The organism is Kluyvera sp. (assembly GCF_047971185.1).
In the GTDB taxonomy this organism is placed as follows: domain Bacteria; phylum Pseudomonadota; class Gammaproteobacteria; order Enterobacterales; family Enterobacteriaceae; genus Kluyvera.
In genome coordinates this window covers 105,174-121,195 of record NZ_JBKDZH010000032.1, presented here as the reverse complement: position 1 = coordinate 121,195, position 16,022 = coordinate 105,174, and the positions used below count along the sequence as shown (strand labels likewise).

At 59.6% G+C, this 16,022-nt stretch carries 1 protein-coding gene; it reads left to right on the top strand.

Annotated features, from left to right (window positions below):
- The first annotated feature begins 872 nt into the window (after positions 1-872).
- Positions 873-16,001 carry a BapA/Bap/LapF family large adhesin gene (locus ACK5JN_RS08085; protein WP_416869683.1) on the top strand — a complete coding sequence of 5,043 codons (15,129 nt, stop codon included), beginning with the start codon at positions 873-875 and terminating at the stop codon, positions 15,999-16,001.
- Positions 16,002-16,022 lie beyond the last annotated feature (21 nt).

The window sequence follows — 16,022 nt, the reverse complement described above, 5'->3', positions numbered from 1 at the left end:
GGGGCGCTCCTCTTTAGGCAGCACGCATAGCAGCAGAAGGCATTGCTCTGATTACTCCGCGGGCGTGATGTAAATAGTTAACCTGTTTATTGCTATTTTCACAATGTCGACTAGCAAGAGGGGGCGATAATGAGTTTTCTTTATTTCTTTTAATAATCATATAACGTATTTAAGCGCTGCTTAAGGATATATTTTATATGTTGTATAATGTCAGTGAGTTTTACTTAAGTCATTGTTTTGTGGTTGTCCTGTAGGAATATTCTGAATTTATTTTGCTATTTAGTTGTTGATAATCAATGGGTTGAGTTATTCTCTCTGCTTTAAATGATGGTTATATGAGAGATGTCTTAATGTTGTGTCTACACAAAGTTAATTCATGTCATACAATCGTATGAGAAGCGATTTTAAATGGATATGATTTTCTCATGCTGTTATGCGTGTGGGAGGTTTTTAACCCGCTAAAAATAAATATCCCATGAGGGCGATCACAAAAAATGACGTTGATACGTTATCTTTGCTGTCGTGAGCTTTTTAAATTAAAGGCATCGCGATGCGTGGGGTTTTTATTTAAGGATATATGTCGTGGGTAATAATTATAGATACAATGTTTAAAGGCAGGCTGCGGACAGCATTATTTTTGAATGATGACTTTTTCTGAGTTACTACTCAATATAAATAGTCAACAAAGTAAATTATTTACAATTCAAATATAAATATAGTTTTTTGATTTTATTGGTTTTTTATCGTGGGTATAGGCCGTTATTTTCTCACCAGCCGCGTCACGATGATGAGTCAGTTATCCGCCGGGATATATCTGTGTGGTTGTTCACAATAATCCATTCATTACTGCTCTGTGACGAGGTTCTAATCATATGGCTAATATCTCTATTATTGCCAGGAGTGGCGCAACAACTTCTACCGTGTCAGGTGAAACCGCAAGCGTGATTTCACCCAGCATTGTGAAACTTAACATTAACCCTCGGGACGTCGCCGGGCTGGAGCGCAACGGTAACGATCTGGTGATCACCTTAAAAGACGGCGAAAAGGTCACCATCGAAAATTATTTTGTGGTTGATGCCGAGGGGAATGGCAGTGAACTGGTGTTTGAAGACCAGAATGGCGCGCTGTGGTGGGTAGAAGAACCCGCCGCCGGCCTGCATTTCGCGCCGCTGCAGGATATCGATACCTTGCTGATAACCCAGAGCAGCACGGAAGGCGCCATGCCGTGGATCTTCGGCGCTCTGGGGGTTGGCGCGGGTATGGTTGCCGCGGCTGCAAGTATTGGCAGTTCGGGTAATCACCATCACAGTGCCGATAGCGAATCGTCTGGCGACCCGGGCAGCGACCCGAATGGTAATCCCGGTACTAACCCCGGTACAGACCCCGGCACAGACCCAGGTCCCGGCACCACAACGCCTCCAGAAAGCGGCCCGAATCAGGTTGATAACGTCTCTGAGATGACGATTACCGATAACGTTGAGCAAAATATCGGGCCCGTCGCCAAAGGCGGGTTTACCAATGACAATACGCCAACCTTAAGCGGCGTGGCGCTAGCAAACGCAACGGTCACCATCTATGACGGCGAGACCCTTTTAGGCTCCGTAAAAGCAGACGCCAAAGGGGCATGGAGCTTTACCACCGGCGTGCTTAGCGACGGGGTGCACAGTTTTACCACCACGGTGAGCAAAGGGGATGTCAGCTCCGGGAAGAGCGGTGCGTATGTGGTGACGATTGATACCCATGCGCCGGGTGCGGTCACGTTGGTGATTGCCACAGATAATCAGTCCCCGGTGCTGGGCACCATTTCGGCTGGCGAGACCACGAACGATAACACGCCGGTGATCAGCGGCAAGGCCGAGCCGGGCAGCGTGGTGAATATTTATGATTTTGGCAAACTGGTCGGCAGTGCGCTGGTCGACGATCGCGGCAACTGGGGCCTTGAGTTAAGCACGGTATTGGGCGAAGGCCCGCACAGTCTGACCGCCAATGCCACCGACCGGGCCGGGAACGTTGGGCCAACCACCGAACCGCTGTTGTTTAGCGTTGATACCGTGAAACCGCTAACCATGGCCGAATTTACGGTGAGTGACGATACGGGCGGCTCGGCGGTTACGCTGAAAACCGGCGATACCACGACGGACAGTACGCCCACCTTTAGCGGCGCCGCTGGCAGCGTGAAGGACGGTGCAACGGTCAGTATTTATCAGGGAACCACGCTGCTGGGCACCGCCACCGTAGCCGCTGACGGTAGCTGGCGTTTTACCCCTGATGCGCCACTGGCGGGCGGAAAATTCGAGTTCACTACCGTGGTCACCGACGCGGCGGGCAACCAGAGCGCCGCGTCGCCGCCTTTTAGTCTGACCATCGCCCCACCGGTGACTAGCGTTACCGTGACCTCAGTCGATGATAACGTCGATCTGCCATCCACAACGCTGGCAAACGGCGCGTCAACCAACGACACCACGCCAACCTTTAACGGCACAGGTCCTGCCTCAGGCACGATAACCGTTTATATCAACGGAGTATCAGCAGGCACCGTGAGCGTTGATGACCAGGGTATCTGGCATTTCACGCCGCCGGCGCTGGCGGACGATCGCTATAGCTTTACCTTCTCAGCCGATGACGGTGCGACGAGGTCGGAACCCTATATTTTAACCGTTGATACCCATGCCCCTGATGCCGCAGGCGAGATCACGGTGATTGACGATCTCAACCCGGAGATTGGCCAGTTGAACAGCGGGGATTTGACGAACGACGGCACGCCGATTATCAGCGGTACCGCCGAACCGGGATCGACGGTGCGCATCTATGACGGCAGCAGCCTTATCGGTACCGTTCTGGTCGGTGACGATGGGCAATGGGGCTTTACCCCGACATCCGCGCTTGGCGAAGGCTCGCACACGATCACCACCATTGTCACCGATGCCGCCGGCAACGAAAGCGCTGCATCACCCGACTTTGTGCTGGTAGTGGATACCCAATCCCCCGATCCGGTCACAGAGCTGCTGGTGACGGATAATAAAGCGCCGGTGGTGGGCACCATTACGGCAGGTGACGTCACCAATGATGCGACGCCGGTGCTCAGCGGTAAGGCGGAGCCGGGCAGTGACATCATTATTTATGATAAAGGTATTGAGATTGCTCACACCGTGACCGATGCCAACGGCCACTGGGGGCTGGAGCTGACGACGCCGCTGAGCGATGGGCCTCACGGGCTGACCGTGGTGGCGATAGATGCCGCCGGGAATGCCAGCCAGCCGACGGCAGAGCTGGTGTTTAGCGTTGATACCTCTGCGCCGCGCGCCGCTATTAACATCACTGCGGTTGATGATACGGGGCCGGTACAGGAGAAGCTGACCAGCGGCAGTATCACCGACGATACCACGCCGACCTTCTCGGGTAGCGCGGAACCGAATAGCACCGTCAGCATTTATGATGGCGCGAAGCTGCTGGGGCAGATTGTGGTCGATGCGGGCGGGAGCTGGACTTTCACCCCGGAGATGCCGTTGAGTAACGGTCAGCATCAATTCACCACCGTGGTCACCGACGCTGCGGGTAACGTTAGCCCGTCTTCGCCGGCGTTTAATTTAACGATTACCCCGGTGGCGGATCCGATTAGCGGACTGGTGGTGACCGATAATGCTGACCCCGTTCAGGGGACGCTGGCTAACGGCGCGGCGACGAATGATGTCACGCCGACCTTCACCGGCAGTGCGGCGGCCAACAGCACGATAGCCGTGTATGACAACGGCGTGCTGCTGACTACCGTCAAGGCGGACAGTAACGGCCAATGGAGCTTTACCCCGTCATTGGCGCTGGGCGAGGGCGCGCACAGCGTGACCTTTACCGTCGATAACGGCAGCGGCCCGTCCGCGCCGTCGCAGCCGTTTGTGCTGACGGTGGACACCACGGTGCCCGATCCGGTAACGAATCTGGTGTTTGTCGATGACCGGGCGCCGGTCGTCGGCCAGTTGACCAACGGCAGTATGACCAATGACGGCACGCCGATTATCAGCGGCAGCGCGGAACCCGGCGCGACCGTCACGCTGTATGACGGCGCTCAGGTGCTGGGCAGCGTCAAAGTGGGCAGCGACGGGCAGTGGGGATTCACGCCGGTCACCCCGCTTGGCGACGGCGTGCATACGATTACCGCCACCGTAACCGATGCGGCGGGTAACGTCAGCGCGCCGTCACCGGAATTTGTCCTCGGCGTCGATACCAGGGCGCCGGGGCCGGTAACGCTATTTATTGCCACCGATAATGAAGCGCCGAATGTCGGCACCATCGTCTCCGGCGAAGCCACCAACGACAATACGCCGATCTTCAGCGGCAAGGCCGATCCCGGCGTCCAGGTGATTATCTATGATGGTGACCGTGAGATTGCGCGCACCACGGCCGATCTGAACGGTAACTGGGGGTTAGAGCTGACGACGCCGCTGGCCGATGGCTCGCACAGCCTGAGCGCGGTCGCCGTTGACGGCGCAGGCAATACTAGCGCGCCGACGGCGGCGGTGGAGATTACCGTGGATACCCTGGCCCCGAATACCGTGGCGGGGCTGACGGTGACGGATAACGTGGGTGCAGTACAGGGGCCGTTAGATAATCCCTCCCAGACCGACGATACCACGCCAACCTTTAGCGGTACCGCCGAGCCGGGTACCACGGTCAGTATTTACGATAACGGTGAACTGTTGGGCACGGCGCTGGTCGGCAGCGATAAAGCGTGGACCTTTACCCCCGATGCGCCGCTGAGCGCTGGCCCGCACAGCATCATCACCCAGGTGACCGATGCCGCCGGTAACGCTAGCGCCTTCACGCCGCCCTTTACCCTCACGGTGGCGCCGACGGTGGATGCCATCACCGACGTCACCATCACCGATAATGTGTTACCTGGCACCGGGCTCATCGCCAACGGTGGGACAACCAACGATAGCCACGCCGTCTTTAGCGGAAGCTTGCCTGGCGCGACCACCGGCACTATCCGGGTCTATGACCAGGGGAAACTGGTTGGGACTGTCACCCTCAACGGCGAAACGACCTGGTCCTGGTCGCCCACTTCGGCGCTTGGCGAGGGGATGCACAGCATGACTTTCGTGCTGGAGGTCAACAACGTTTCATCAGAACCTTCCCAGCCGTACGTCATATATGTGGATACCGCTGCGCCGGATCCGGTCGGCAATCTGAGCATTGTGGATGATGCCTCGCCGGGCATTGGCCAGCTGCAAAGCGGCGGCTCGACCAATGACCCGACGCCTATCATTAGCGGCACGGCTGAACCGGGAACGACGGTGACGATTAAGGACAACGGTAACGTTATCGGCACCGTGACCGTGGGTGAAGACGGCCAGTGGGGCTTTATTCCCAACGCCTTAGGCGAAGGTTCACACGCAATAACGACAATCGTCAGCGACGCTGCGGGGAACCAGAGCGCTGAATCGCCGGCGTTTAACCTGAACGTTGATACCGGCGCGCCCGCCACGATTGATGCCCTTGAGGTGTCGGACGACCGCGAGCCGGGGGTCGGCGTGCTGAATGATGGCGATACCACTAACGACAATACGCCAACGCTGACAGGGAAAGCGGAAAACAACGCCACGGTAACGATTTACGATGGCAACACCGTACTGGGAACCGTACAGGCAAACGGTTCGGGAGACTGGAGCTTTACCCCGACGCTGCCGTTGGGTGATGGGCAGCACAGCCTCAGCGCGACGGTCACCGATGCGGCGGGAAACATCAGCGCGAAGTCGCCTGCGTTTACGCTGACTATCGATACCACGCCGCCGACGCCGGTCAGCGGTATCATCATCTCGGCGGACAGCGGAGATGTCGCGCCGGGCGGCAGTACCAATGACACCACCCTGACGGTGCGCGGCAACAGCGAGCCGTTCAGTACCGTGAATATTTACGATACTAACGGCACCACGGTTCTGGGCACGGTTCAGGCCGATAAAGACGGTGAATGGTCGGTGGCTATCGCCGCGCTCACGGAAGGGCCGCACAGCATTACCGCAAAAGCCACCGATGCAATGGGGAACGTGAGCGCCGCCTCTCAGCCTTCGGTGGTGGTTATTGACCTGACACCACCGGCGCCGATTAGCGCGATCATCGTCACCGATAACCAATTGCCAACCCTTGGCACGGTCGGCGCCAACGGCAGTACCAACGATCAACAGCCAACCCTCAGCGGCCGCGCTGAGGCGAATAGCATCATCAATATCTATCACACGGATGCCAACGGCACCACGCTGATCGCCACCACTAAGGCCGATGCGGACGGTAACTGGAAAACGACGCCGACGTTCCTATTGGGCGATAAGCAATATAGCCTGACCGCGACCGCGACCGATGCCGCCGGCAACGTCAGCACCGCCTCTCCTGCGACGATCTTTACCGTCGACACCAACGCGCCGTCAGCCATGACCGGGGTGATTCTGCAAAACAATGGCGTGACGCTGGCGGATGGCGACACGATCAATAACGCTTCGCCAACCCTGAGCGGCGTCGGTGAAAAAGGCGCCACCATCGTGGTTTATGACACCGACGGCACCACGGTACTGGGCACTACGATTGCCGGCCCTGACGGCACGTGGTCCCTGAATCTGCCGGTTCTCGAGGAAGGGCCGCATACCCTCACCGCCAAAGCGGTCGACGCGGCCGGTAATAGCAGCGGAAGCTCCAATGCGATTGCGGTCACTATCGATACCCTCCCGCCCGAGAAGATTAGCGGCATTACCGTCACCGATAGCCAGGGCGTGTTAACCAGCGGCATGGCGATTAACGAGACGCTACCGACGCTCAGCGGCAAAGCTGAACCGAACACCATTATCAATGTGTACAACGGCGCGACGCTAATTGCGACCGGCAAGGCCGACAGCAACGGCGACTGGAGTTTTGCGCCCAACGTACCGCCGACGCCGTCGCTCAAGGACGGCAACTACAGCCTGACCGCCACGGCAACCGATGAAGCGGGCAACGTCAGCGTAGCGTCGCCGCCCTTTGTGTTTACCGTGGATACCGTTGCGCCAGATGTCTCTACCGCGCTGTTTATCACCGATAACGTCGCGCCGGTGATCGGTAATGTCCCGAACGGCGGCAGCACCAACGACACCACCCCGACCTTTAGCGGCAAGGTAGAGCCGGGGGCCAAAGTGGAGGTCTATAGCGGGAGCGCGCCGGACCTGGTGCTGCTCACCACGGTGACCGCCGGTAACGACGGCAGCTGGAGCTACACCCCAGCGCCGCTCGACCAGGGGGAATATAGCATCACGGTGACGGTAACGGATGCCGCCGGTAACACCAGCACCGCCGCGACGGACTTTGTGATTGAAGTGGATACCAATGCGCCTACCAGCGCGCCGACCTTTACGGTGACCGACGATGCGGATCCGGTGAAGCAGATCGTTCAAAGCGGACAAAATATTAACGACGCCACGCCGACGCTCAATGGTTTTGCCGAGCCCGGCAGCACCGTGACCATTTATAACGGCAAGGCGGTGCTGGGGACGGCCCAGGCTTCAAAAGTCGACGGCAGCTGGAGCTTTACGCCGACCAGCGATCTTAAAGATGGCGACTATCATCTGACCGCGACGGCCACCGACGCCGCAGGCAACATCGGCCCGGCGTCGCCCGTTTTTGACATCACGATTGATACCACCGCGCCTGCCAACGTCACGAATATGACGGTCAGCGATGATATTTCGCCGGTAACCGGCCTGTTAGCCAGCGGGGACAGCACCAACGACAAAAACCCGACCTTTAGCGGCAACGCAGAAGCGGGCGCGGTGGTGATTATCTCCAGTGATAACAATGGCGTGATCACCGAGCTGGGACGCGTCACGGCGGACAATAACGGCGTCTGGGCCTTTACGCCGACGCTCACCGATGGCGATTACAGCATCACCACGACGGTGGTCGATAAAGCCGGGAATACCAGCGGCCCCTCAGAGGCCTTTGAGCTGACGGTGGACACCATCAAGCCCGTGAAGGTGACCACCATTGTGGTCGCCGATGATGTGCTGCCGGTGACCACGAACGTCGCCAACGGCGGCACAACCAATGATTCAACGCCGATCATCAGCGGCACCGCCGAGGGCAACAGCAAGGTACTGCTGTTTGATAATGGCAAGTGGGTGGCCACCGTCACGGCCAATAATGATGGCGACTGGAGCTATCCGGTCACTACCCCGCTGACCGAGGGAACGCATCGATATACCACCATTGTTGAAGATGCCGCAGGCAACCAGAGCGCGCTTTCCGATCCGTTTGTGATTATTGTTGATACCGTGGCGCCCGTTGCGCCGGGGGCGATTGTCGCCACCGATAACGTGGGTCTGTATGAAGGAACCATTCCCGTCGGCGGCTTAACCAATGACAAAACGCCAACGCTCAGCGGCGTGGCGGAAGGCAACACGCTGGTGACGGTGTATCAGGATGGCAACCCGGTTTATAGCGTGCAAACGGGGGCGGACGGTAAATGGAGCTACACCACGGCGGAACTGACGGACGCGCAACATACTTTTAGCGTCACGGCGACCGATGCGGCGGGCAATGTCAGCCAACATTCGCCGGATCTGGTGCTGAATATCGACACGCAAAAACCGGCGACAATGGGTGTCGTGACGGTTAGCGAAACGCTTGCCGTCGGCAGCGGACCGGTTGACGCAGGGGGTTATACCAAAGATACGACGCCAACCTTCAGCGGCACGGCGGAGAAGGGCAGCCTGATCACCATTTATGACGGTGCAACCCCGCTTGGAACCACCACCGCCTCAACGGTTGACGGTAGCTGGAGCTTTACCTATCCGTCGGCGCTCGACCAGCGAGAGTACGTCATCACCGCCACGGCCACCGACGCGGCGGGCAATGAAAGCATCGCCTCGCCGCCATTTAGCTTTACCGTGGATTCCGTGGCCCCCAATCCGGTGACGGGCCTGACGGTTAGCGACGATGTCACGGGTGACATTGAGGGGGAATTAACATCAGGCGACCTCACCAACGACAACACGCTAACGCTGGCCGGCAATGCGGAAGTGGGCAGCACGGTCAAAATCTATAACGACACCACCTATCTGGGCGAAGTGACCGTAACAGATCCCGACGGTAAATGGACCTTTACGACGGGCAAGCTCGATGATGGCATCGTCAACCTGACCACCACGGTGACCGATAAGGCCGGTAACGTCAGCGAGCCAACGCCGGACTTTATCCTGCGTATTGATGCCACCGCTCCGGCCACGCCGTCGACCATTACCGCGACCGATGACGTCGCGTGGTATGAAGGGACGATTAGCGCCAACGGCCTGACTAACGATGCTCAGCCTGTGCTGAGTGGGAAGGCGGAAGCCTTCGCGACGATCACTATCTATCAGGGCATTGGCAGCGCAACCCCAACGGCGATCGACACGGTCGTCGCCGATGCTGCTGGGCGGTGGGAATACACCCCCTCTACTGCGCTTGGCAATAACCAGTACACCTACTACGTTACGGCGACGGATGCCGCCGGTAACACCAGCAACCCTTCCGGAAATCTGGTGTTCACGGTGGATACGATCGCGCCGCTGGCGATCACGGCAATAGCGGTGACGGATGGTCTCCTTCCTCTGGGGCCCACTTCGGATTTGAACCGTCCAACGGTGAGGGGGGAGACCCTGGCCAGCGAGGCAGGGTCAACGGTCAATATCTACGACAAGGGCGTGCTGATTGGTAGCACAACGATCGGTAGCCTGGGTACGTGGAGCTTCACCCCAGAGGCTCCGCTTGCCGATGGCAGCCATACTTTCACCGCCAAAATTATGGATGCTGCGGGTAATGAAGGCGGTGTTTCAGTATCGGTCGCTTTAATCATTGATACCTCGGTGCTGAACGGCGGTATCACCGGTCTGGAAGTGATCGATAACGTCGCTCCCGTAGAGGGGCCGATCGCCAACGGCGGCTATACCAACGATCCGACGCCAACCTTCCGCGGAACCGCGCAGGCTGGCACGACTATCAACTTCTACGATAACGGCAGCTCTATTGGGTCGACAGTGGTCAATGGCGACGGAACATGGTCGTTCACCCCCACGTCAGATCTCGCCAGCGGCTCGCACCTGATCACCACCACGGTGAGCAACGGCGTCACGACCACGCTGCCTTCTGCACTGTTCCAGCTGACCGTAGACACCGACGCTCCGGGCGATGTCATCTCGCTGGTCGTGACCGACGATGTCTTACCGGGCGCGGGCAGCATCAGCGACGGCGGGACCACCAATGATAAAACCCCGACCTTTAGCGGCAGCATCGATTCGGCGTCTCTGGAAGCGGGCGGCACGGTCATTATTATGGAAGGTGACAAGGAAATCGGTCGGGCGACGCTGGGCATCAGCGGGGCCTGGTCCATTACCCCCAGCCAACCGCTGGGTGAAGGAAGGCATGACTTCACCATTACTGTGGTCGATCAGGCAGGTAATGTTAGTGCGGGTAAGGGCTTCAGTCTGACGGTGGATACCGCGCCGCCAGCGGTGGTGAATGGCATAACGCTCTCGGATGACGTCGATCCGATAAAAGGCACCATTGCCGTCAACGGCACCACCAACGACGCCACCCCGACGCTCAACGGCGCGGCGGGCAGCGCGGAAGCGGGCAGCCGGGTCTCCATCTACGATGGCAGCGTGTTGCTTGGCTCTGTGCTGGCGAATGCCGACGGCTCATGGACGTTCACCACGCCAGTGCTGCTGAACGGCAGCCATAGCCTGACGGTGACCGCCACCGATGCGGCAGGCAACGTCAGCACGGCGACCTCGCCGATCGCCTTCACCGTGGATACCGTTGCGCCTCTGCCCATTCTGGCGCTGAGCGTCTCGAACGACGTTGGCACAACGGCGCTGATAAGCGGCGCTACCACGAAAGACAGTACGCCGATTATCGGCGGACGTGCCGAAGCGGGCAGCACCGTTACTGTCTACAACGGCCAGACGGTTATTGGCACTACCACCGCCGCAGCAGACGGCACCTGGAGCATCGCGCCATCCTCGCTGGCTGACAAGACCTACACCTTCACGGCCACCGCCACCGATGCGGCGGGCAACGTCAGCCAGGCTTCACCGCCCTTCACGCTGACGATTGACACCCAGGCCCCGACCGCGCCTTTGGCCTTTACCGTAACCGACAACATTGCGCCAGTGACGGGCAATGTCACCAGCGGTACGACCATCAACGACACCCACCCGGTCCTCACCGGTGCTGCCGGCAGCGTCGAAGCCAACGCGCTGATCACGATTTACAACGGCAACACCGCGATAGCGACCACCCGCGCGCTGGCCGATGGCTCATGGAGCTACGCCTCGCTGACGGGATGGGGAAATGCCGCTTACGCACTGACGGTCACCGCGACCGACGCGGCGGGGAACGAGAGCGGCAAGTCGCCGATCTTTAACCTCACCATCGACACCGTTGCGCCAACCGCGCCTGGCGGCATCACGGTGTATGACAATTACGGTACGATCGTCGGGAATGTAACCAACGGCGGCGTGACCGATGATACCCAGCCTCTGCTAAGCGGGACGGCGGAGCTGGGCAGCACGATTAAGATCTACGATAACGGCGTACTGGTTGATAGCGTCGTCGCCTCCGGGCCGGGGGGCTCGTGGAGCTACCAGATTGTGGACCCGCTGAAATCGGGGCCGCACAGCTTCACCGTCACCGCCACCGATGCTGCCGGTAACGTCAGCCTGCCATCGGCCATCTTCGCCATGAACGTCAACACCACCGCGCCGGCGGCGATCCTCAATTACACCGTCACCGACGATGTCTCTCCGGGCGTCGGTACGCTGACGAGCGGGGCGACGACCAACGACAGCCTGCCAACGATTTCCGGTATTGGCGCTACGCCAAATACCACGGTGATTGTTCTGGATGGCGGCGTTGAGATTGGCCGCGGCACGGTCAACGGATTGGGCGTCTGGTCCGTGACGCCGAGCAGGGCGCTGGGTGAGGGGGCGCACAGCCTGACGCTGGTGGTGGTTGACGCCGCGGGTAACACCAGTGATGCCACCGATCCCTTTAGCCTCAACGTTGACACGATCACCCCGCAGGCGGGTGCGCTACCGCTGGTCAATGATAACGTTGGCACGGTGAAAGGCGATCTGACCAGCGGCGCGCTGTCTGACGATAATACCCCGACGCTGCGCGGCACCGTGGAACCGAATGTGTGGGTCAACGTGTATGACGGCAGCAAACTGCTGGCCACGGTGAAGGCCGATGCCTCCGGCGCCTGGAGCTATACCCCGGCGGCGCTGGCCGATGGCGAACACCGTTTCAGCACCACGGTGAGCGATGCGGCGGGCAACGTCAGCGGATCGTCGCCGGTCTTCATCCTGAATATCGACGCGACGCCGCCGCCGGTGGCCGCCAACATCACCCTCACCGACAACGTCGCGCCGGTGCTGGAAATACTGTCCAACAATGGTTCGACCAACGACAACACTCCGACCCTGAACGGCACCGCGGAAGCCAATGCAACCGTGACGATCTACAGCGGCGCGAACGTTCTGGGCAGCGTGAAGGCTGACGGCAATGGCCTCTGGAGCTATACACCGTCGGCGCTCACCGATGGGACCTACACCTTCTCAACGGTTGTCAGCGATGCGGCGGGCAACGCGAGCGGGCGCTCGCCGGATTTCACCATCACCATTGATACTAAAGCGCCGGTAGCGATCGGCACGCTCACGGTAACCGATGCGGTCGATCCGGTATCCGGAACGTTGAGCAACAACGCCAGCAGCAACGATACGCGTCCGGTAATCAGCGGCACGGCGGAGAAAAACGCCACCATCACGGTCTACGATGGCAGCAAAGTGCTGGGCACCACCACGGCGGACGCCAATGGCGCATGGTCGTTCCGGCCGGGGACAGAGCTGGCCGACGGCGCGCATGCCTTTACGGCCACGGCAACCGACGCGGCGGGAAATATCGGCACCGCTTCGCCCGCCTTTAACCTGACTATCGATACCGTCGCGCCGGGGGCGATTACCGGCCTGACGGTATACGATGACGTCGCGGCGGATCTCGGCAACCTGACCTCGGGCAGCATCACCAACGACACGATGCCGACCTTCAGCGGAACGGCGGAGGCTAACAGTAAGGTCGCTATTTACGACGGCAACAACTTCGTCACCACGGTAACCGTAGGAAGCAACGGGCAGTGGACATGGACGCCGACGTCGGCGCTGTCGACCGGCGCGCACAGCTTTACCTTCAATGCCGTCGATGCGGCGGGGAACGTCGGGGCGAAAACGACGCCGTTTGTCCTCACCATCGATCCGACCATTGGCACGCAGGTGCTCAATGCGGTTAACGATGAGGCCGGTCTGACGCTGACCACCTCCATTCAGCAGGTTACCGCTACGCCCAGCTCGGCGTCGCAAAGTCTGAACGTATTGAAGCTGGGGGTGGGCGACCTGCTGTCGCTCAACGTCATCCAGAGCAGCCAACTGCCCACGTTCCACGTTGATGACGGCGCCTCGCGCGCGTTGACGCTGCAGGCGAGCGCGGTGGGCGTCACGCTGCTGTCGACCTTCGACCTGTATATCTACAAGTCGAACGGCGACGGCACCTACAGCATGTACCAGAAGGTGGATAACTTCCTGCAGGTGCTGCTGCTGGCCGGGACCTCCGGGACGGCGAAGCTGAATCTGCCGGCGGGCGACTACGCGCTGCTGTTGCAGGCTGATGACGGTCTGTCGCTGTTAACCAGCAGCCAGCTGAAGGTGACGTCCGACGTCACGACCGGCGTCTTTGTGGATGCGGCCGGGGCGACCACCACCGGTAACGTGATCACCGGCGTCGGCGGCGGCGGGGTAGATAGCGCGCCAAACGGCACGGTGGTGAGCGGGGCCAGCGGCGCGTCGTCCAGCGGCCTGACCGCCGTCGCGGCGAGCGGTTCGACCACGATTGTCGGCACCTACGGTACGCTGACCATCAACGCTCAGGGCGGCTATACCTACGCGCTGAAAGCGGGCGTTTCGCCGTCCAGCATCACCGGGCCGGACGTCTTTACCTATCAGCTGAAAGCGCCGAATGGCTCCACCAGCAATGCCACGCTGACGATCGATCTTAACCTGCCTAACCTCCATGCCAACGGCGACAAAGTGACGCTGGAAGTTGATCCGACGCCCGTTGATGTCACCACCGCCGGCGTGAGCAACTCTTCGCTGATTGTGGCGAGCATCGGGCTGGGGTCGGTACTGGGTGTGGACGTCAGCGTGAGGGACCAGCTACAGGTTGATGTGCCCGTCAACTCAACCCGCACCTTTACGCTCAGCGGCAGCGTCGTTGGGGTGGCTCTGCTGTCAACGTTTGACCTCTATATCTACAAGCTGAATCCGGCGACGGGCCAGTACGAACAGAGCAAAGTCTATGATGACTGGATTAAAGTTCTGGCGCTGGTGGGGTCAAAAACGCAGTCGATTACGCTGGATGCGGGGCACTATGTGTTCCTGCTGAAGGCTGATAATGGTGTGGCGGTGGGCAGTGTCGCCACATTAGCGACCAGCAATGACGTCACCCATACCTATCAGGCCGCCGTCGAATCCGTCACCGGTAACGTCATTACCGGCGCGGGCAGCGCCAGCGGTGGGGCGGACGTCGCGCCAGCGGGCACCGTGGTGACCTATGTCAACGGTCAGGCGGTATCGGCGACCGGGACCACCACCATTGTCGGCAACTACGGCAACCTGGTCATCAACGCACAAGGGGGATACACCTATACCCTGCGCACCGGGCAACCGGCCAGCGGGCTGGGCCAGGAAAGCTTCACCTACGTGATCCGCAACGGTTCCTCGGTCAGCACCTCAACGCTGACCATTTCCCTGCCGTCAGTGGGAAGCGCGGCCAGCGCGCAGTCGATGATGGCCACCATGGCGCTGGTGGCGGACGAAAGCGTTGTGCAGACCTCGACGGCGGCCCAGACCACGGCCCAGACGGCCACGCTGCTGGCAACATCGGAGGCCGTCACCGCCCAGAGCGCCACGCTGACGGTGGACAACGCGGATGCGTTGACGCATTCAGCGCTGGTGCTGACATTCTCCACGCTGCCCACCGCCAGCGGACATGTGGCGTATCAAATCCTTGATGCTCAGGGGAATTTGATTACCAGCGGCTCGCTGACCGTGGATGGCACGACCCTCACCGCCAACGTCATCCTCGATAACGCCACTCTGCACGATGGCCAGTACAGCGTGGTGCTGCAGGATACCGCCGGGAATACGCTGAACAGCGAATTCAGCACCGTGCTGACCAGCGTCGCGGTGACGCCGGAGGCATCGGCGGCCGGGGTGACGGTGGAAGGGCAGATTGCTGATATCGCGCTCGGGACGCTGTGGGACAGCATTACCCTGGTGAATGAGAAGGGCCAGCAGGTAACGGAAACCGCGGGCAGCGCGCAGTCGCAAACCCTCGAGGGGCTGTACGGTACGCTCACGCTGCATGCCGACGGCAGCTACAGCTATAGTCTGCGCGAAGGCGTCAGCGTGGCGGATCTGACCCAGCGCGAGCAGTTTGACTACACCCTCAAGGCCGCGGACGGCACCCTCAGTCACGGCAGTCTGACTATCGATCTGCATCCGCATGTTGAAGGCAGCGACAAGGCCGACACCACCGTCAGCAGCGCGTATGACGATACCTATACGCTCGGCGGCGGCGGTGACACGGTGATCTTTAATCTGCTCGATAGCCACGATGCCACCGGCGGAAACGGCCAGCATAGTCACTGGACAGATTTCTCAGTTAGTGACGGAGATCATATAGATATCAGCAAGCTACTGACGGACTGGAGTGGTAAATCTGAGGATCTCGGCCAATATTTATCTATAGAGCACACGGCATCGGGCGACACGGTGGTGTCGATTGACCGCGACGGTGCCGGGACGCAGTACCAGTCTACGCAACTTATCACCCTGGAGGGCGCGCAGCCGACGCTGGAGGAGCTGCTGCATCAGGATTCATCAGCAAACCACGGATAACGGCTCAGAAAGAGCATCGCG